The 20,475-nt window shown below is 56.2% G+C and carries 15 protein-coding genes and 1 rRNA gene; 6 read left to right on the top strand and 10 right to left on the bottom strand.

Annotated features, from left to right (window positions below; genetic code table 11):
- Positions 1-302 precede the first annotated feature (302 nt).
- Positions 303-1,952 carry an alpha,alpha-trehalase gene (locus tag C3406_RS20555; protein ID WP_103824724.1) on the top strand — a complete coding sequence of 550 codons (1,650 nt, stop codon included), beginning with the start codon at positions 303-305 and terminating at the stop codon, positions 1,950-1,952.
- 12 nt (positions 1,953-1,964) lie between these two features.
- Here C3406_RS20555 and C3406_RS20550 read toward each other — a convergent pair whose 3' ends face one another.
- Positions 1,965-3,563 carry an STY4199 family HEPN domain-containing protein gene (locus C3406_RS20550; RefSeq protein ID WP_103824723.1) on the bottom strand — a complete coding sequence of 533 codons (1,599 nt, stop codon included), beginning with the start codon at positions 3,561-3,563 and terminating at the stop codon, positions 1,965-1,967.
- Between the two features lie 152 nt (positions 3,564-3,715).
- Between C3406_RS20550 and C3406_RS20545 the strand changes: the two genes are divergently transcribed.
- Positions 3,716-4,240 (top strand): GNAT family N-acetyltransferase, encoded by a 525-nt coding sequence (locus C3406_RS20545; RefSeq protein WP_103824722.1) that lies wholly within the window; start codon positions 3,716-3,718, stop codon positions 4,238-4,240.
- 32 nt (positions 4,241-4,272) lie between these two features.
- On the opposite strand, the gene C3406_RS20540 is transcribed toward C3406_RS20545, so the two are convergent.
- Positions 4,273-5,031, bottom strand: coding sequence for an SDR family NAD(P)-dependent oxidoreductase (locus C3406_RS20540; protein WP_103824721.1), 759 nt, complete (start codon positions 5,029-5,031; stop codon positions 4,273-4,275).
- A gap of 119 nt (positions 5,032-5,150) precedes the next feature.
- On the opposite strand from C3406_RS20540, the gene C3406_RS20535 reads away from it, so the two are divergent.
- The 3 genes from C3406_RS20535 to C3406_RS20525 all read left to right on the top strand — a co-directional run bounded on the left by C3406_RS20535 (position 5,151) and on the right by C3406_RS20525 (position 8,740).
- Positions 5,151-6,050 carry a LysR family transcriptional regulator gene (locus tag C3406_RS20535; protein ID WP_103824720.1) on the top strand — a complete coding sequence of 300 codons (900 nt, stop codon included), beginning with the start codon at positions 5,151-5,153 and terminating at the stop codon, positions 6,048-6,050.
- A gap of 54 nt (positions 6,051-6,104) precedes the next feature.
- Positions 6,105-7,145, top strand: coding sequence for an inner membrane protein YhjD (yhjD, locus tag C3406_RS20530; RefSeq protein ID WP_370463879.1), 1,041 nt, complete (start codon positions 6,105-6,107; stop codon positions 7,143-7,145).
- 272 nt (positions 7,146-7,417) lie between these two features.
- Positions 7,418-8,740: an MFS transporter gene (locus C3406_RS20525; RefSeq protein WP_103824718.1), complete on the top strand. Its 1,323-nt coding sequence runs from the start codon at positions 7,418-7,420 to the stop codon at positions 8,738-8,740.
- Between the two features lie 67 nt (positions 8,741-8,807).
- Here the strand turns inward: C3406_RS20525 and C3406_RS20520 are convergent, their stop codons facing one another.
- Positions 8,808-10,847 carry an AsmA family protein gene (locus tag C3406_RS20520; RefSeq protein ID WP_103824717.1) on the bottom strand — a complete coding sequence of 680 codons (2,040 nt, stop codon included), beginning with the start codon at positions 10,845-10,847 and terminating at the stop codon, positions 8,808-8,810.
- A gap of 121 nt (positions 10,848-10,968) precedes the next feature.
- Complete coding sequence (gene pdeH / locus C3406_RS20515; protein WP_103824716.1) at positions 10,969-11,739, bottom strand: cyclic-guanylate-specific phosphodiesterase; 771 nt, start codon at positions 11,737-11,739, stop codon at positions 10,969-10,971.
- Between the two features lie 232 nt (positions 11,740-11,971).
- Between pdeH and kdgK the strand changes: the two genes are divergently transcribed.
- Complete coding sequence (kdgK, locus tag C3406_RS20510; protein ID WP_103824715.1) at positions 11,972-12,901, top strand: 2-dehydro-3-deoxygluconokinase; 930 nt, start codon at positions 11,972-11,974, stop codon at positions 12,899-12,901.
- Between the two features lie 45 nt (positions 12,902-12,946).
- Here kdgK and C3406_RS20505 read toward each other — a convergent pair whose 3' ends face one another.
- The 6 genes from C3406_RS20505 to rrf all read right to left on the bottom strand — a co-directional run bounded on the left by C3406_RS20505 (position 12,947) and on the right by rrf (position 20,470).
- Positions 12,947-14,374 (bottom strand): M16 family metallopeptidase, encoded by a 1,428-nt coding sequence (locus C3406_RS20505; protein WP_103824714.1) that lies wholly within the window; start codon positions 14,372-14,374, stop codon positions 12,947-12,949.
- 225 nt (positions 14,375-14,599) lie between these two features.
- Positions 14,600-15,886, bottom strand: a complete 1,287-nt coding sequence (gene dctA / locus C3406_RS20500) for a C4-dicarboxylate transporter DctC (RefSeq protein ID WP_103824713.1) — start codon at positions 15,884-15,886, stop codon at positions 14,600-14,602.
- 158 nt (positions 15,887-16,044) lie between these two features.
- A complete protein-coding gene (gene hmsP, locus C3406_RS20495; RefSeq protein ID WP_233210581.1) occupies positions 16,045-18,045 on the bottom strand; it encodes a biofilm formation regulator HmsP in 2,001 nt (666 codons plus the stop codon).
- A 185-nt stretch (positions 18,046-18,230) separates the two neighbouring features.
- Positions 18,231-19,193 carry a bifunctional biotin--[acetyl-CoA-carboxylase] ligase/biotin operon repressor BirA gene (gene birA, locus C3406_RS20490; RefSeq protein ID WP_103824711.1) on the bottom strand — a complete coding sequence of 321 codons (963 nt, stop codon included), beginning with the start codon at positions 19,191-19,193 and terminating at the stop codon, positions 18,231-18,233.
- A complete protein-coding gene (gene murB / locus C3406_RS20485; protein ID WP_103824710.1) occupies positions 19,190-20,218 on the bottom strand; it encodes a UDP-N-acetylmuramate dehydrogenase in 1,029 nt (342 codons plus the stop codon). The genes birA and murB overlap by 4 nt, the downstream gene beginning before the upstream one ends.
- A 136-nt stretch (positions 20,219-20,354) precedes the next feature.
- Positions 20,355-20,470, bottom strand: a 5S ribosomal RNA gene (rrf, locus tag C3406_RS20480).
- Between the last annotated feature and the right edge of the window lie 5 nt (positions 20,471-20,475).

Here is a 20,475-nt window from a genome sequence, read left to right as displayed (position 1 = left end):
TCGGGGAATTTTTGCACGCGCAAAAAGCGTATCGCTTTAGCGGCAAAGCGGATGCTATCGCCTGATGCCCTCTTAACGGCATAGCGAATGATCCGAATTTTATTTGCTCTCTTTACTGTGGATTGTCCTGTTTACTGCCTGAAAAACATCGACATGGCGCCAACCGCTCACTTTTTTGCTTCGTAGCAAAGCGTGATCTACCGCACATTTCCCTCACCACAGACCGAAGCGAATGTCTAAGATTAGTAAGCAACCGGATAAAACCAGACCCGAGATAACGCTAACCGGAGGTCCTGACCACCATGTTCAACCAGAAAATACGCACTGTAGAGACCGTAGAGTTCGACATAGAACAAGAACTTCTCTACGAAATCGATCCCTGCGAGTTAAAACTGGATGAAATGCTCGAGGCGGAGCCGGAACCTGAAATGATTGAAGGGCTGCCCGCATCCGATGCGCTCACCCCTGCCGATCGCTACCTTGAACTCTTCGAGCATGTTCAGTCGTCGCGACTGTTTGAAGACAGCAAAACCTTTCCCGACTGTGCGCCAAAGATGGATCCGCTGGATATCCTTATCCGCTATCGCAAGGTGAGACGACACCGCGACTTTGACCTGCGCCAGTTTGTGGAAAACCACTTCTGGTTGCCGGAAGTGCTGTCGAGCGAATATGTCTCCGATCCCTCTTTCTCGCTCAAAGACCATATCGATAATCTGTGGCCGGTGCTGACCCGAGAGCCGCAGGATCATATTCCGTGGTCGTCATTGCTGGCGCTGCCGCAGGCCTACATTGTGCCCGGCGGGCGATTCAGCGAGACCTACTACTGGGACTCCTATTTTACCATGCTGGGGCTGGCCGAAAGCGGCCGCCACGACATGCTCAAGTGCATGGCAGATAACTTTGCGTGGATGATTGAAAAATACGGCCATATTCCTAACGGCAACCGCACCTACTATCTGAGCCGCTCGCAGCCGCCGGTGTTTGCCCTGATGGTGGAGCTGTTTGAAGAGGATGGCGTGCGCGGTGCTAAGCGCTATCTGGACCATCTGAAAATGGAGTATGCCTTCTGGATGGACGGCGCAGAGTCCCTGCTGCTCAACCAGGCTTACCGCAGCGCGGTACGTATGCCGGACGGCTCGCTGCTCAACCGTTACTGGGATGACCGTGACACCCCAAGGGATGAATCGTGGATAGAGGACGTCGAGACCGCCCGCCACTCCGGGCGTCCACCTAACGAGGTCTATCGCGATCTGCGTGCCGGGGCCGCTTCCGGCTGGGACTACTCCTCCCGCTGGCTGCGGGATCCGAGTCGGCTGGCGAGTATCCGCACCACCCAGTTTATCCCTATCGATCTCAACGCTTTCCTGTTCAAGCTGGAGAGCGCCATTGCGAATATTTCGGCCTCAAAAGGGGATAAAGAGACCGCGGAGCGCTTCCGCCAGAAGGCGAGCGATCGTCGCGAGGCGGTTAACCGCTATCTCTGGGATGAGGAGAACGGCTGCTATCGCGATTACGACTGGCGCCGGGAGCAACTGGCGCTCTTTTCCGCGGCCAGCATCGTGCCGCTGTATGTCGGTATGTGTACCCATGAGCAGGCAGAACGGCTATCCGATGCGGTAAAAGCACGCCTCCTGACACCGGGCGGCATCCTTGCCACCGAGTATGAAACCGGCGAACAGTGGGATAAACCTAACGGCTGGGCGCCGTTGCAGTGGATGGCGATTCAGGGATTCAAGCAATACGGCAACGACTCCCTGGGGGATGAAATCGCGTGGAGCTGGCTGCACACGGTAAACCATTTCTACAAAATGCATCACAAGCTGATTGAGAAGTACCACATCGCCAGCAGCCAGCCCCGGGAAGGGGGTGGGGGTGAGTATCCCCTGCAGGATGGGTTTGGCTGGACTAACGGCGTGGTGCGCAGACTTATTGGCCTGTACGGGGAGCCATAACTCCCCGCATTCTCAGCGGATCACCTCATAAATGGCTGTCTGGATCGTCTGCCATTTTTTGGTACTGGCGTCCGGCTGGGCCTGGGCTCGCCGCTTCGCCTGATCCATCTCGCGTCGCTGGCGTTCGACCACCGCCGGAACGGTACAAAACGCCTGGAGATACTCTTTGCGCAGATCCGTCAGCGGTTCGCCCGCTGACATCGCGTGTGCGAGGGTGTTGATAAACTGTCTGCAGGGCTTGGCCTGCCCCATCTGCAGGCGATAGCGCATCAGGACATCCAGTACCTCCCGATGCCCCACCGACAGGGCATGCTCCGTCCAGGAGAGCTTCCACTCCATTCCCGCCTTCAGGAACAGCAGCGCCACGCGGCTGTCGTTCCTGTCGATCGCCGCGCGGAAATTATTCTCATCCCAGGTGACGCCCATGCGCGTCAGCGTTTCGCGGGAGGAAGGTAACTCACGCATCTCTTCCGCCGCGGTCTGCACAGGAGGCGAGGCGCTACTGGCCGCCTGGGTCGGCGTGCTGCTTTCCATTAACAACCAGGTGCCCGCCACCAGCATTCCCATCACCATTACCCCCACCGCGCCCCACAGCCCCACCGAGATCAGGTGATCGCGCTGCTCCGGCGTACGCGCGGGCCGACGGTTCGGTTTATCGATGGTGTCACGCACCTCAAAAATGTCATCGCCGGTGGCCCGGCATTTTTCTCGCGCATTTTCCCAGAAGAGCTCCAGCTCGTGGTTGCCTTCTGCCATCAACCCCGCCGGGTTCACCGCGGTACGGCCCTCGTTAAAGGCACGCTGAACGGGGCCGGCAATCTGGGCGTAATAGTTGTCCAGCAGAAGGATTTGCGCAGAGGTCAGCGGCTGCTGGGCAATGATGTTGTTGCGGATCAGCCGGATATCATCAAGAAAGGAGTGGAGCGTTTTACGTGGTTCCACCATCAGCGTCAGCAGAGCGGGATCGCTGAACAGCGCCGAATAAGAGCGGGAGTACTCTTTCTTGTCCACCAGCATCAGTGCCAGCTCGCTAAACATCATGCCGCCGAGGGCATCGTTGCGTTCGCCCTGCTGCAGCCAGCGGCGGACCCTATCGGCGCCGAATAGCGTTTTAAGGTGATTGTTCAGGCGCGTTGGATCCGGCCAGGCCTGCATAATTAACCCTTTAAGCATCAGTTCCAGGGTACGCACCTGTTTCCGGGCATATTGCTGATGAAACTCATCGCCGGAGCTCATTTCGGTACTGTAGGTTAGCAGCGGCTGCTGCAAACGCAGGTGTTCCAGCGCCGTTACAAAGCGCGTCGCGGCAATCAACTGGTTGTCGCTCACATCCTGCCCGCTCTCATACTGCGGCACCCGCTGCTGCAAAAGCCGTAATTGCAGGGTAAATTGTGAGAGCTCCGCATCGTTGAGGTTCAGGCGTTTTGCCACGCTCGCCCAGCCCCCCAGCGCCAGTCTGGCGGAATCCAGTTGCTCAAGGAACCAACGGGGATCTTTGCCTTCGGCAACATGCACCTTTAACAGGAGCAGGATCTCCACAGAGGCCTGACGAATAATTCCCAGACAGCGTTCAAACTGCTCGCGGATCACGTGCGATTTACTGAGGGTCATCATTTTCCTTTAACTGCCGCGCAAGGATTCAGGCGCAGCGAACGGAGAGCGGTTGTTTTTTAAGTGGTTATACCAGATTAAACATACCCGATAACCGCCACTATTTCAGTGATAATGTTAATATCATTTACAAAAGCTCCCGGAGACCTGGCATGCCTGTGCTGCACACCCCGCGTTTAATCTGTTCCCCACTGCAGGAAGAGGACTGGCCCTTTTTTCTTTCTCTGCAACAACACCCCGACGTGATGCGCTACGTGGCCGAAGCCCGCCCGGAAGAGGCCATTCGCGAAACGTTTACCACTCGCCTGCCCGCGTGGTCGCCGGGCAGTGACCACTGGCTGAGCCTGGTGGTGCGCGATCACAATCAGACGCCGCTCGGGGTCACAGGCTATATTCATCGCGATGATGATTGCGCCGAAGTGGGGTTCCTGTTCGCCCCGCAGGCGCAGGGTAAAGGCTACGGCTTTGAATCTTTACAGGCGGTGTGCGATTACGCCTTTATGCAGGGAGGCATCCGCCGTTTAACCGCCACGGTGACGGCGGGCAATATCGCCTCTAAACGCCTGCTGGAAAAAGTGGGTTTTGTGCTGGAAGGTGAACTGCGCGAAAGCTACTGGCTGGCAGGTGAGTGGCATAACGACTGGCTGTTTGGGCTGTTAAGAAAAGAGTACTGCTAAGCGTGCCGCGGGGTTCCCTCCCCGGCACCTGATTACAGGAACATCCCCCCGGAGACCTCAATGCGCTGCGCATTCATCCAGCCGAGTTCGTCGCTGAGCAGCGCCGCAATCGCATCGCCGATATCGTCCGGTAACCCAACGCGGCCCAGCGCCGTCTGGGAGGCGATCTGCTGATTGATCTCTTTGTTATCGCGTACACGTCCGCCGCCAAAATCAGTTTCGATCGCCCCCGGGGCGATAATGTTGGCGGTGATCCCGCGCGCGCCCAGCTCCTTAGCCTGGTAGCGGGTGAGCACTTCCATAGCACCTTTCATTGCCGCATAGGTGCTGGAGCCCGGTAGCGCAAAACGGGCCAGGCCAGATGAGACATTCAGGATCCGCCCGCCGTTTTCCATCAGCGGCAATAGCCCCTGAGTCAGAAAGAACGGGCCTTTGAAATGGATATTCATCACTTCATCAAACTGCGCTTCCGTGGTCTCCATATAGGGGGCGTATAAACCCATGCCTGCGTTGTTCAACAAATAATCGAAGGTGTTGCGCTGCCAGACCGAATGCAGTTTTTCACTCACCTCAGTGACGAACTGTTCAAAGCTGGCAATATCGCCGACGTTCAGCTGCAATGCCGTTGCTTTTACCCCTTTTTGTTCAATTTCGCGCACAACTTCGAGCGCTTCCTGCTCGCTCCGGTTGTAGGTCAGCAGGATCCCGACACCTTTTGCTGCCAGCTTCAGCGCCGCGTTTTTACCGAGCCCGCGGCTGCCGCCGGTCACTATTACAATACGTTCAGTCATGAGAAACCTCGTTTCGGCTGTTGTGGTGATTGAGAAAGAGCTTATTAGGTGATAGAAAATCAATAAATACGCTCTGCAACGCTTCACTGTTTCAAAATCAACAACAATGAGCGCTTCCTATGGATAAAATTCACGCAATGCAGTTATTTATTCGCGTCGCTGAACTGGAGAGTTTTTCCCGCGCCGCAGACTCAATGGGCCTGCCTAAAGGTAGCGTATCGCGCCAGATTCAGGCGCTGGAGAACGGGCTTGGCACCCAGCTGCTGCACCGCACCACACGGCGGGTCAGCCTGACGCAGGACGGTATGGTCTACTACGAGCGGGCCAAAGATCTGCTGACCAATATGGAAGAACTGGATGGTCTTTTTTTGCACGACCCTGCCAGCGTCAGTGGAAGAATACGCGTCGATATGCCGGCCAACGTTGCGCGAAATTTAGTCATCCCCAAACTGCCACTCTTCCTGCAACAGTACCCCGGCATTGAACTGGAGCTGAGCAGCAGCGACAGGCTGGTGGATGTGATTCGGGAAGGATTTGATTGCGTGGTGCGCGTCGGCACCCTGAAAGATTCCGGCTTAATCGCCCGCCCGCTCGGCAGGCTGTCGGTGATCAACTGCGCCAGCCTCGATTATCTGTCGCGTTTTGGCTATCCCGACGGGCTGGATGATTTAACCTCCCATGCGATGGTGCATTACGCAACGCATCTCGGCACCCGGCCCCAGGGGTTCGAATATTACGATGGTGAGGCGACCCACTGGATTAAGACCGGCGGTGTCCTGACGGTCAACAGCACCGAGACTTACCATGCCTCGGCCCTCGCCGGGCTGGGGATTATTCAGGTGCCGCGGGTAGGCGTGCGTGACGCGCTGCGGGCCAAAAAGCTGCTGGAGATCCTCCCGCAGTACCGCGCCCGGCCGATGCCGGTATCGCTCATATATCCCCACCGCCGCAACCTCTCCCGCCGGGTGCATCTGTTTATGGCCTGGCTCACGGACATCATGAAAGCCTACGTTGACTGAGCGCAGGCTATAATTTTAAGGACCTCCCGCTAAACAATAAGGAAAGTGCGCGTGATGCCGGAAAATAGTGAGCAACGCCCCACCCATGATCTGGACTTCGAGCCGATTAAAAAACTGGAAACCCGTCCGCCTCAGGCGCCGGAAGAACCTAAAATCACCTCCATACGTAAAACGGGGAGCCTGCTGGACAAGGCGAAGGACGCCTTCCAGCTGATTCAGCAGCAGCCAATGATTGCCCACCTGCTGCGCGCCACCGAGCGATTTAACGATCGGCTGGGAAACCAGTTTGGCGCGGCGATCACCTACTTCTCATTTTTATCGATGATCCCCATCCTGATGCTCTCCTTCGCCGCGGCGGGTTTCGTTCTGATCTCGCACCCGACTCTGCTGCAGGATATCTTCGCTAAAATTCTGCAGAACGTCAGCGATCCGACGCTGGCCGCGACCCTGAAAAGCACTATCCGTACCGCCGTAGAGCAGCGTACCACCGTGGGGATTGTCGGGCTGTTAGTGGCGCTCTACTCTGGTATTAACTGGATGGGCAACCTGCGGGAGGCGATCCGCGCCCAGTCGCGTGACGTCTGGGAGCGTAAGCCGCAGGATGAGGAGAAGTTCTGGATCAAATATTTGCGCGACTTTATCTCGCTGATTGGCCTGCTGGTGGCGCTGGTTATCACCCTTTCCATCACCTCCGCGGCAGGCTCGGCGCAGCAGATGATCATCTCCGCGCTCTATCTCGACACCATTGAGTGGCTGAAGCCGGTCTGGCATCTGGTGGGGTTAGGGATCTCAATGCTGGCGAACTATTTGCTGTTCTTCTGGATCTTCTGGCGCCTGCCGCGCCACCGTCCACGGCGTAAGGCGCTGATCCGCGGCACCTTCATTGCCGCTATCGGCTTTGAGGTGATCAAAATCGTGATGACCTACACCCTGCCGTCGCTGGTCACTTCCCCGTCCGGGGCGGCATTCGGCTCCGTGCTGGGATTGCTGGCCTTCTTCTACTTCTTTGCCAGGCTAACCCTCTTCTGCGCAGCATGGATCGCCACTGCCGAGTACCCGGATGACCGGCGAATGCCCGGTAAAAGTCACCATTAACACCGCTATCGGGCTGAATAAGAATGAAATATATCAGCCCGATTCATCATTTCAGCATATAAATCCAGCCTGTAACTTTTATTTAACCAAAAACCAGTTTTATATTCTAACTTTTAATTTCTGTGAAGCATTTCATGGATGTGATTTTTCTGGTCCGAAAATTATCCGCTTTTTGCTCTCTTTTTCACCACTCGCTGCGTTTGTTACAGATTGAAATATCGCTTTTGCTGTGCGTAATATGGCCTTTCGTTCGCCAAAAATAAGAAAAGTTTATGCAAGCCACAGCCACAACACTCAATTCAGAGCAGGAAAACGTCCCGGTTAACTCGCGCAATAAAGTCGTCGTCGCGTCACTGATTGGCACCGCCATCGAATTCTTCGACTTCTATATTTACGCCACCGCTGCGGTTATCGTTTTCCCACATATCTTCTTCCCGCAGGGCGACCCGACGGCGGCCACGCTGCAGTCGCTGGCAACCTTCGCCATCGCCTTTGTCGCGCGTCCTATCGGCTCGGCCCTGTTCGGTCACTTCGGCGATCGCGTCGGACGTAAGGTGACCCTGGTCGCCTCGCTGCTGACCATGGGGATCTCCACCGTTGCCATCGGCCTGCTGCCAACCTATGAAACCATCGGGATTCTGGCCCCGCTGCTACTGGCGCTGGCCCGTTTTGGTCAGGGTCTGGGTCTGGGCGGTGAGTGGGGCGGCGCAGCGCTGCTGGCCACCGAAAATGCCCCGCCACGTAAGCGTGCGCTGTATGGCTCCTTCCCACAGTTGGGCGCACCGATTGGCTTCTTCTTTGCCAACGGCACCTTCCTGCTGCTCTCATGGCTGCTGACTGACGAGCAGTTCATGACCTGGGGCTGGCGTATTCCGTTTATCTTCTCGGCGGTGCTGGTCCTGATCGGCCTCTATGTGCGCGTCTCCCTGCATGAGACACCGGTCTTTGCCAAAGTGGCCGCCGCGAAGAAACAGGTAAAAATTCCGCTGGGCACGCTGCTGACCAAACACGTTCGCGTAACCGTGCTCGGCACCTTCATCATGCTGGCGACCTATACGCTGTTCTATATCATGACCGTCTATTCCATGACCTTCAGCACTACGCCTGCGCCGGTGGGCCTGGGCCTGCCGCGTAACGAAGTGCTGTGGATGCTGATGATGGCGGTTATCGGTTTTGGTGTGATGGTGCCGATTGCCGGCGTGCTGGCCGACCGCTTTGGCCGTCGCCCGAGCATGATTGTGATCACCTCGCTGATTATTCTGTTTGCGCTGTTCGTCTTCCCACCGCTGCTCGGTTCCGGTAACCCGTCGCTGGTGATGGCGTATCTGCTGATTGGCCTGAGCCTGATGGGGCTGACGTTCGGTCCGATGGGCGCGCTGCTGCCAGAGCTGTTCCCGACCGAAGTGCGTTATACCGGGGCCTCCTTCTCCTATAACGTCTCTTCGATTCTGGGTGCGTCTGTGGCGCCGTATATCGCCACCTGGTTACAGGCGAATTATGGTCTGCAATACGTGGGGATCTACCTGGCGGCGATGGCGGCACTGACGCTGATTGCGCTGCTGCTGACCCACGAGACTCGCCATCAGTCATTGTGATCCTTAATGCCGGATGGCGCTGCGCTTACCCGGCCTACCTTCTCCTGTAGGCCGGGCAAATCCCCCACTATTTCTTCATCTGCGACAGAATGGTCTGGCACTGATTGGCCTGCCCTTCAGACGGCGAGATGAGCGCCAGCAGCGCTGCGGCAGGGGTAACCAGGGTCGCCAGCGCAGCGGCCACCGCACCACGAGCAATTAACGGCCCCGCCTTCACCCCCGCATCCGGATCTTTAAAGCTACCGCGCACGTACAGCGGCGAGCGCAGCGTCACGATGCGAATGCCTTTACTTTCCGGGTTGATGGTGAGATCCAGCTGTTCCGAGGCCATACTGGCGGTGCCGGTGACGTTGATCACCGCGTTTTCGGTATCGAAGGCGAAAATCTGCGGCCGGGCGACGCCATTGACCAGGTCGATATTGGCCGCCGCGCAGTTCACCCGCACCTCGTCGTCGCCAAAGATCTGGCCGACGATGAAGTTCCCGACGTTCAGACCCAGAATCTCCATCAGGTTACGGCTCACCAGCCCGTCATTCATCAGCAGCTTCAGATTGCCGTTGCCGTTCCCCAGCAGGGCCGCTACCGAGTTGCCGGTACCGCGAATTTTGGCATCGCCATTCATCTCACCCAGGGTTTTCTGCATCAGCTCCACATCCGGCATCAGCTCCTTCAGCTTCAGCCGTCGCGCCTGAATATCGGCCTGGCCCCGCATCGGATTTTTATCGCCTTCAAGATGGATATTTGAGGAGATGGTGCCGCCCGCCAGACCGAACTTCAGCGGCTCCAGACGCAGGTCGGCATTTTTCAGGAGGATATGAGTAGAAAGATTACTGATAGGCAGACTGCTGCCATGTTCGATTCGCCGCCCCTTGAAGCGCACGTCCGCATCCATTACGTCCCACTTATCGGTTTCGAAGCGGTCATTGGGCAGCACTTTGCCGGAAGGGGGCGCCTGCTTGCGCACCTCCTCCGCTTTGGTGCCTTTACCGGAGTCGACGCCAATCAGCGGCCCGAGGTCCGCCAGCCGCAGCTGACGCGACTCCACATCCCCTTCCAGCTTCGGCCGCGGTTTGCCGGTGGTGTAGGTCAGCGAGCCATGGATATCGCTGTCACCGATCCGGCCATTAAAGTTGCGGTAATCGTAGACCGAGGCCTCTTCCGAATTGATCTTCGCCACCAGCCGACCGTCAGTTTCAAACGGCGGCGTATCCGGCAGCAGTACGCCGGTCAACTCATAGAGTTCACCCAGCGAATCCCCGGCGAATTTCAGCTTCAGATCGACGCCGCCCATCTTCATTGGGTCGTTCACCGTACCGACAAAAGCCACCCGGGTATTGCCGGAGCGGAAGTCAGCCTGGACCGGGAAGGGGGTGCCTTCGCTGCGCAGCGCCAGCATACCGCCAATTTTACCGGTGCCGCGCAGCGGCTGGTCGTTGTAGCGCCCTTCAGCCTTCAGGCCAAAGACGTAATCGCCGACCTTATCCTTTTTGCCTTTATCGCCGGTCACTTCGCTGAAGGGTACCGGCTTGCCCAGCGGATCGACGAAGATCTCCATCTGTGCTTTGCTGACCGCGTCGTTTACGTCGATCCGCCCGCGATCGAACAGAATATTATCGAGGCGGAAAGACCAGGACGAAGGCTGGGCATCAGGATCTTTTTCTTTATCATCACCCGCCAGATTGAAGGTCCAGTTATTGGTCTTCTCCGACAGACGGATCAGCCGGGCATCAGGCTGTTGCAGTTTGATCCGCGGCAGGTAGACCGTTTTAGTAAGCAGCGCCAGCGGCGCAAGGGTGGCCTCGACGCGCGGGAGATGCACCATGGTGATTGCAGGAATGTCCGGCGGGTTGCCGAGCATAACGTCGTTAGCATGAACGTGCGGCCAGGGTATCCAGCTGCGCCAGCCCGTTTCGCCCTTCTGCCGCTCCCATACCACGCCCAGATCGCCGCGAATAGCGAAAGGACGGTTAAGTTCGGTCGAGACTTTCTGGTTGATGGTCGGTTTGAGGCGGTTCCAGTCAAATGTCGCGATCACGACAATCAGCACCACAATCAGCAACAAGAAGACTCCCCCTGTCCAGGTGATAATCTTCGCTGTTTTTGTCATCCCATACTCCCTTTCAGTAATCACTTGCCTTTCATGAATATAGTCCAGGCATGCGGAAAGGGGGCGGCAGCGTCCGGTAATAACGCGTTAACCACGCACTATTACGGGAAGCTGCAGGGTTTTACAGGGTGATGGTTACGTTGTCGAGCGTCTCCATCGATACCGGGCGGGAGAGGAAATAGCCCTGGGCGGCGGCGGCAGGTGAGTTCTGTACATCGCGCCACTCTTCCAGCGTCTCGACGCCTTCGACGATAACGCCCTGACAGTAGCGGTTCATCAGCTGCAGCAGAAGCGTGAACAGATTGCGTCCTTCCGGGGTCTGGCGCAGCATAATGAACAGGTCGCGCGCCACTTTGATGTAGTCGTAACGCACTTCGCTCAGGGCGGAGAAGTTCGCCATGCCGGTGCCAAAATCGTCCAGCCACAGGGGGCCAAACTCACACATGGTGGCAAACGAGGAGTCCTGCGGCAGACGAACGTGCTCCACCAGCTCAAAGCGCAGCCACGGCAGCTGGTGGATCAGCTTCTGCAGGCTCTCATCCTGCCGCACCGCCAGTAGAGTTGGACCATCGACATTAACCGAAGCCAGAATATTGTTATCAGCAAAAAAGGCCTGCCTGGCCATCAGCATGGCGAGCTGCTCTTCAAGGATATCCAGACGATGGCGCACGGGCACTTCCGCGAAGTAGCGATCGGGTGCAATCCGCTGTGCCGGGTTTGAAGGATGGGTTACGACGGTCAGGATCTCAATCGCCATCAGCTTACCGTCGGTGCGGTAGATCGGCTGATAAGTATAAGCGCGCTCACATTGCAGCCAGTAGCGGTGTTCCTGTAAGTTCTCAATACTCGCTTCAGGGATGCTCAGCAGCTGGATGTCCTGCCTTAACTTCATTTCAGATGTCCTGTTGAATGGGAAAGAGCCTGTCGGGACTGGTCAAAGGATTATCGGCTCCAGGTAAGAGAACTTTATGTTCGGTTGCGGACGAAAATGAAAATCTGAGATATCAAACCCGTCAGGAACTTGTCCAGGTTCAAAAAAATAATGGAACGTCGTTTTAATACAGTTGACCGCTTCCGGCCTCCAGCGCAAACTAACCGCAGTTTAATTATCCAGGTTCACGACTATGTCCAAAAAAATTGCCGTGATCGGCGAATGTATGATCGAACTCTCCCAGAAAGGCGCGGAAGTTAGCCGCGGCTTCGGTGGCGATACCTTAAATACCTCCGTATATATTGCTCGTCAGGTCGATGCTGATGCGCTGGCGGTAAATTATGTTACTGCGCTGGGCACCGACAATTTCAGCCAGCAGATGCTGGACGCATGGCAGAGTGAAAATGTCGACACCTCCCTGACCCAGCGGATGGAAAACCGCCTGCCGGGCCTCTATTACATCGAGACTGACAGCACCGGCGAGCGTACGTTCTATTACTGGCGTAACGAAGCCGCCGCCAAATTCTGGCTGGAGAGCGACAGCGCGGCGCAGATCTGCGAAACGCTGGCCCATTTTGACTATCTCTATCTGAGCGGCATCAGCCTTGCGATCCTCAGCCAGAGCAGCCGTGAAAAACTGCTCTCCCTGCTGCGCGAATGCCGCGCCAACGGCGGGAAGGTGATTTTCGACAACAACTACCGTCCACGCCTGTGGGCCAGCCGCGAAGAGACGCAGCAGGTCTATAGCCAGATGCTGGAATGCACCGATATCGCTTTCTTAACCCTCGACGACGAAGATGCGCTGTGGGGCGAGAAGCCGGTTGATGAGGTGATTGCGCGTACGCAGGCCGCCGGTGTCAGCGAAGTGGTGATTAAGCGCGGGGCAGATTCCTGCCTGGTGGCGATCGCCGGAGAAGCGGTTATCGAAGTACCTGCGGTGAAGCTGGCGAAAGAGAAAGTGATTGATACGACCGCGGCGGGTGACTCCTTCAGCGCCGGCTATCTGGCGGTACGTCTGACCGGCGGTACGCCGGAAGCGGCAGCGCAGCGCGGCCACCTGACCGCCAGCACGGTGATCCAGTATCGCGGCGCCATTATTCCACGCGAAGCGATGCCTGCTTAAGGGCTGTATCCATTAAAAAAGGCAACTTACGTTGCCTTTTTCCTTTTACTGCGCGGGCGCCATAATGTCGTTCCACGTCGCCTGCAGCTCCTTCATATCATATTCAGGTTCACCTTTCGGCTGCATTAAAATTAGCGACATATCCTGGGAAAGCTGCTGACGCAGATCCTGGCTCAACATATCCGCAGTCAGGCTGTTAAGGAAATCCTGGCGCAGCTTCTGATACTGTTCCGGCGCGATATCCACCACCTGATTTTGCAGGGAGCGAATACGCTGGCTGATCAGGATATCGGTATCGGTACGGGCATAGGTAGCGAACAGTTTTTGCAGCTCAATATTTTTCTGCGCCACCAGCGCGTTGAACTCCTCTTCACTCAGGCCGTTATCACGCACTTTCGCCAGCTCTTTCGCCACTATCGCCATATTGGCGTTCAGCTTGTCGCCCGGCGACTCAACATTAATGGCGCACTGGGCGCGCTGGAACAGCACCCGGCAATCAAAGCCCAAACCGATATCTTTGGCGTTGTTCTTACTCAGGGTTTGTTGAACATGCCAGAACAACGCTTCACGGGCTAAATCGGCGCGCCAGTAGCGCAGCAGCGCGGCAGACTCACGAATCGGCTGCCACGGGCTGTCCCACATGATGGAGAGACGATCCTGGCGCACGGCATCGGTCATGATGCTCACCGGCTCTGCGCGCAGCGGTGAAAGCGTTGGTACCGGCGCTGGCGTGTTACGTTTGCCTTTCAGCTCGCCGAAGGTTTTGCCAATCTGCTCGATCACCGCGCGGCTATCAATATTGCCCACCACAATCAGGGTCATGGCATCCGGGGTGTACCAGGTCTGGTAGAACGACTTCACCTGTTCAATATCAACCGGTTGTTTTAACGGCTCTGCCGGATCGTGGCCCAGCAGCGCCGAACCTTTCAGACGATAGCGCCACCAGCCCTCTTTGGTATCCGCAGGCCAGGTCGCCACCATGTCGCTGTTGCTCAGGGCGTAATTCACCGTTTCAGGGGTAATGGAGACGCTACCGGCGGTATCTGACAGCCAGGTCAGCGCCTCTTTAAGCAGATCGTTGCGGTTGTTTGGCAGGCTGAGGTTAAACATGGTGTAGTCGTAGGAGACGATGGCAGGCGGCAGCGGGCGTTTCGGATCGATACCCTGTTGCCACAGAGAACGGGCCTGTACAGCCTGAAGGCTACCGCTTTGGGTCAGCGCCAGACGAGGAATAAAATGGCTGAAACCGCTCTGCTGCGTACTCTCGGTCAGGGAGCCGGTATTGACGGAAAGGCGGATTTCAATGCGGTCGCTGGGGCGCTGTGGGGTGGCTAAAACTTGCCACTGAAAACCGTTAGACAGCGTTCCCTGTTGCCAGGCCGGGTCCGGCTGGAGCGCGTCAGCCTGCACGTAACTGGCTGCTGCCATCATGAGCAAACCGCCGGTTAAGAGTCGAATTTTTGTGCCCTGCATGTGAACCCCTGATCAACATTCCTGGTTACAAAGAGTGCCACACGCCCTGTCGCACTCTAAATATGATGTACAAAACACTCCGATTAGACCGCGCACGAAACGAAACGTCACGGCATGAAGTGAAATTTACCCGAAATAAATCTTATCGAATTATGACAAGTATGCCGGGCCATTATGCGCAGGAGCCCGCACCCCGACAAGGGAATGCGGGCCTGAGGAAAGATTTTAGGAGGACAAACCGTGTGTTTTGCCGTCTGGCGCACGATTATTCAGCGTATCGTCGAGCTTTTTGTGGTCCAGCTCTTTCACCCACTTCGCCACCACGATCGTCGCCACGCCGTTACCCACCAGATTAGTCAGGGCACGCGCTTCGGACATAAAGCGGTCGATACCGAGGATCAGCGCCAGGCCCGCCACCGGCAAATGTCCCACGGCAGAGATGGTTGCCGCCAGGACGATAAATCCGCTGCCCGTGACCCCAGCCGCCCCTTTTGAAGAGAGCAGCAACACCACCAGCAGCGTAATTTGATGGAAGATATCCATATGGCTGTTGGTGGCCTGGGCGATAAACACCGCCGCCATCGTCAGGTAGATCGACGTCCCATCCAGGTTAAAGGAGTAGCCGGTGGGGATCACCAGCCCGACGACCGATTTACGGCAGCCCAGCTTCTCCATCTTATCGAGCATGCGCGGCAGCGCCGATTCAGACGAGGAGGTGCCCAGCACAATCAGCAACTCTTCACGGATGTAGCGAATGAATTTGAAGATGCTAAAGCCAGTCGCACGGGCAATGCTGCCCAGCACCACCACCACGAACAGAATACAGGTGATATAGAAGCAGACGATCAGCTGGCCTAGCTGTACGAGGGTACCGACACCATATTTACCGATAGTGAAGGCCATTGCCCCGAAGGCGCCAATAGGTGCCAGACGCATAATCATGTTGATGATGCCGAAAATCACCTGCGAGAAACTTTCAATAACGTTGAAAATCAACTGGCCTTTGCTGCCGAGGCGATGCAGGGCAAAACCAAACATCACGGCGAACAGCAGCACTTGCAGGATATTCCCGCTGGCGAAGGCGCCAATCACGCTGCCGGGGATCACATCCAGCAGGAAGGCGACCACGCCCTGATCTTTCGCCTGCTCGGCGTAGACCGCCACCGCTTTCGCATCCAGCGTAGAGGGGTCAACGTTCATGCCCGCGCCGGGCTGCACGACGTTAACAATCACCAGACCAATGATCAGCGCAAGGGTGCTGACGACTTCGAAATAGAGCAGGGCCACCGCACCCGTACGGCCAACGGCTTTCATGCTTTCCATGCCTGCGATACCGGTCACGACGGTGCAGAAAATAACCGGCGCGATCACCATCTTAATCAGCTTAACGAAGGCATCGCCAAGCGGTTTCATCTGGGCGCCTAATTCAGGATAGTAATGACCAAGCAGGATACCGATAGCAATGGCGGTTAGGACCTGAAAGTAAAGACTTTTGAAGAGAGAGGTTTTCATAAGATGTCCTTGGGAAGAAAAGCCACAGGCGAAGTAGGGTTACTGCTCACCTGCGGCCTTAAAATATCACCCATAAATCAGGACAGATAGAAGATCAGGCTGAATTTGAAACACAAATGTTAAGAACTTTGAGCTGACTCGCACAATTCAGCAACATTTCAGTTATCAGCATTAGCGCGTTTAAAATATCGGCTCTCAAAAATATCACCCGGAACGGCTTTGTCGAACAGATATCCCTGGCCGCATTCCACCCCGGCATCGGCCAGCCATTGGCGCTGAGCTTCGGTTTCGACACCTTCAGCGATAATTTTCAGCTTCAGGCTACGCGCCAACTGGATAATTGCCTCGACCATGCTGCTGTCTTCCGGTAGCCCCTCCACAAAGGCCTTATCAATCTTCAGCACATCTACCGGCAGGGTTTTCATATGTTGCAATTGACGCAGGCCAGCGTATCCCATGCCAAAGTCGTCCAGCGCGATACGGACTCCGGCGTTACGCAGCGGGCGAAGTATTGCCACCGCTTCGTTAGGATCGTCAATCCGGCGGCTCTCGGTCACTTCCAGCATCAGGGTGTCCGGCTTGATCTGGTAGCGGTGAATCAACGCCAGCAGATCCGGAACCATGTTGGGATGCATCAGCTGCAAGGCCGATAAGTTAACCGACAGCGGCATCATCACCCCGCGCGACTGCCAGGCTGACAGCAAACGGCAGGACTCTTCCAGCACCCAGTGACCCACCGTCACAATCAGGCCGCAATTTTCAATACGGTCAATCAGCCCTTCCGGAAGCTCCCAGCCGCCGTCGGGCTGACGCATCCGCAACAGCGCTTCGGCGCTATGGACCTTACCGGTGCGCAGATCGACCTGCGGCTGCAGCCAGATGGCGAAATCGTTGCTGTCCAGCGCGGTCAGGATGTCGTTCTCTTCTGAGAGCCGCTGCTGCGCTTTCTCCATCTGCTCGGGTTCGAAGAACTGAATCTGATTCTTACCCTTCTGGCGGGCGGTAAACGCGGCGGAAAATGCCCGGCGATAGAGCTGTTCTGCGGTCAGGTTGCCGTAAAACATGGCGATACCGATGCTGGCGCTCGGGCGCAGCTGGATCCCCTGAACCGGCAACCGCTCATTGATAACAGTAAGCACTTGCTGACCTAATGTGATGGCATGCCACGGCTCTTTAACGCCATTGGCGATAATCACGAAGTCGTAGCCGCTCACCTGCGTCAGTACCATCCGTGGTGCAAGCACGGATTTCAGCTTTTCGACCAGCGTCAGTAAGACCATCTCTCGCTGACTCTCTTTCAGCACGCCCGCGGTATCCTGCAACGTTTCACAGGCCACTACCATCAGCGCCATGGTCTGCTGCCGCTTCACGGCCTGCTCCAGCATCACCATCAGAAACGCCTTGTTCGGCAGTTCCGACACCGGGAAACGGGTGGCATTGTGGTTGAGCTCATCGTGCTGGCGCATCATGCGCTGCTGGTTGAGGTTGTAGCTGCGGACCAGCATGCCAATTTCGTCGTCGTGATGCAGACGCGGCAGAGCAAGCTGGTGCCCCACCTGTTGCTGCGGCGAGAGGGTATCCAGCTCCCGGGCAATGCGACGCAGCGGATGAACGATGAGACGGTTAATGCACCAGGTCAGCGCCACGGTAAGCATCAGCGTCAACAATAAGTAAGTGGTTACCAACGTTGAGATCCAACTGATGACAAATTTGTACATTCGCCAGGAGTCAGACTGGAGCACCAGATAGGCCAGCGGCTGCGGGTTCGCCGGACGTTGCAACGAATAGACCGGAAGGGAGATCTGCACCGGCATTTCAAACAAGCGTTTCATCATCACCGGTACCGGATGCTCCGGGATAAAGTTCATGCGTAACGCCTGAAACTGATTCGGCAGCACGACATCCGCCTGGCTGACAACCCCTGCTGGTTTAATGCTTTTAATAATCGACTCCGCCTGAGGAATATCACCCTTCAGAATGGCGGCAGAGAGGGGCTCACGGATTGAGCGGGCAATGCTCTCGAGTTGCGTAGCCGTGTTGTAGCGATTCTGCTGAATGGCATGAAACAGCAAAATGACGCAAAAGACGAAAACAAACACCATGGTGACGGCAGTGACCATCGCCATTTGTTTGATAGTTAAAGAGCGGCTGACACGCAAAATGGATCTCCAGAAACGCGAAAGGCAGGTTAATCAACTGTTACCCTGCTGCTTTCAGAGTATACCTTATCGGGAACTGTTTAAGAGAGTGTAACCAAGCGTTTAGGGATTATTCTGGTTGCCGCTTCGCACGGGGCTGGCGGCGGTATAGCTGAAGAACCGGGGAGCCCGCGGCTCCCCGCAATTTATTCGGCGCTGCGCAGTGAAATCTCACCGCCGACCCACGGTTTAATCACGCCATCCTGCTCCAGCAACAGTGCGCCCTGCTCGTTGATACCCCGCGACGTGCCGTAGATCTCTTTGTCGCCGATGATCAGCTTCACTGCACGGTGAGCAAAGTTATCCAGCTTTTCCCAGCGAGGCAGGAACGGGGCTAAACCTTCCTGTTCGAAGATTTTCAGCGAGTGGCGTAGCTCGTTAATCACCCGCACGGCAAGGACATTGCGATCGATGACGATCCCTGCTTCCTGCAGGTTGATCCAGCCTTGGTTAATATCTTCGGCCTGTACATTGCGCATCACCAGGTTTATGCCGGCACCCATTACGATCTGCGCGGCATCACCGGTTTTTCCGGTCAGTTCTACCAGAATACCGGCCAGTTTGCGATCGTTCAGATAGAGATCGTTTGGCCACTTCACGCGCACTTTGTCGGCGCCCAGCGACTGCAACACTTCTGCCAGCACAATGCCAATCACCAGACTGAGGCCAATGGCGGCGGCAGGTCCTTGTTCCAGACGCCAGTACATGGAGAGATAAAGATTGGCGCCAAAAGGCGAAAACCATTTACGTCCACGGCGGCCACGACCCGCCTGTTGGTATTCTGCCACGCAGCAGTCGCCGGACTGTAGCGTGTTAAGCCGGTCGAGCAGATACTGGTTGGTAGAATCAATCACCGGCAGAACGGCAACGCTGTTGTCGGTGATCTGACTGCTAATAAAGGCTTCGTCCAGGAGCTGAACCGGCTCCGGCAGGCTGTAGCCTTTGCCCGGCACGGTAAAGACATCCACTCCCCAGTCACGCAGGGTCTGAATATGTTTATTAATGGCGGCGCGGCTCATTCCCAGCTGTTCCCCCAGCTGTTCACCGGAATGGAAATCACCGTCAGCCAGAACAGAGATCAGCTTCAGGGGAACGGTATGATCTTTCATGCAATGGCCTCCACCGCATTAACTTCACCGTGATGGCCGATAAAGCGCACCTCCGGCTCCAGCCAGACATCAAATTTCTCACCCACGCGCTGGCGCACCTGATGGGCCAGCTGCACGACATCACTGCTGGTCGCATTGTTTTCGTTGATAAGCACCAGGGCCTGCTGACGATGTACCGCTGCGCCGCCACAGGTTGTGCCTTTAAGCTGACACTGATCGATCAGCCAGCCCGCTGCCAGCTTAACGCTGCCATCTGCCTGCGGATAGTGTGGCGCCTGCGGCCACTGGGCGAGTAAGATTTCGGCTTTTTGACCGGAGATCACCGGGTTTTTGAAGAAACTTCCGGCATTTCCGTTCACTTTCGGATCGGGCAATTTACTCATTCGCATATGGCAAACCGCGTCGAAAATCTCTTTTGCAGTGACCGTGGCACGATCCAGACGAGTGAGATCGCCGTAGGTAAGGACAGGCTGCCAGTTTTTGGTCAGGCGCAGTCCAACCGCAACGATGACATATTTATCCTGATACTCATGTTTGAAAATGCTGTCGCGATAACCAAAGCGGCACTGTTCCGCACTTAAACGCAGCGGGTTGCCCGTTGCCAGCTCGATACAATCGACATAATCACAAACATGTTTGAGTTCGATGCCATAGGCACCGATGTTCTGAATAGGGGATGAGCCTGCGCAACCAGGGATTAGCGCCAGGTTTTCCAGCCCCGGCATATTATTTTCAAGGGTAAACTGCACCAGGTGATGCCAGTTTTCCCCGGCTCCCACATGCAAACGCCAGCAATCGTGCGCCTCTTCAACTTTAATCCCACTAATGCGGTTAACAATCACCGTGCCAGAAAAGTCTTCCAGAAAGAGAACGTTACTGCCTTCGCCCAGAATAAGAACAGGGAGGTGGTGTTGCGTGGCATGATTCCATGCGGCCAGCAGTTGCTGCGCATCGTCGGCCCGCACGATCTGACGGGCATTTCGGTCAATACCGAAGGTATTCCAGGGCTTAAGGGAGTGATTCATAGACGCTATCCAGATGCAAAAACCGGGATAGTTTACCGTATATGGAATCGGTTAGGGGGATAACTTTAAAGACGGGATAGAATCAGCAGAAACGCAAAAAGCCCATCCGTGAGGATGGGCTTTCGGCTTGTTTGATGCCTGGCAGTTCCCTACTCTCGCATGGGGAGACCCCACACTACCATCGGCGCTACGGCGTTTCACTTCTGAGTTCGGCATGGGGTCAGGTGGGACCACCGCGCTACAGCCGCCAGGCAAAT

The organism is Leclercia sp. LSNIH8, from assembly GCF_002920195.1.
GTDB lineage: Bacteria > Pseudomonadota > Gammaproteobacteria > Enterobacterales > Enterobacteriaceae > Enterobacter.
The sequence above is the reverse complement of the archived record's forward strand: the minus strand, read 5'-3'. Positions and strand labels throughout refer to the sequence as shown.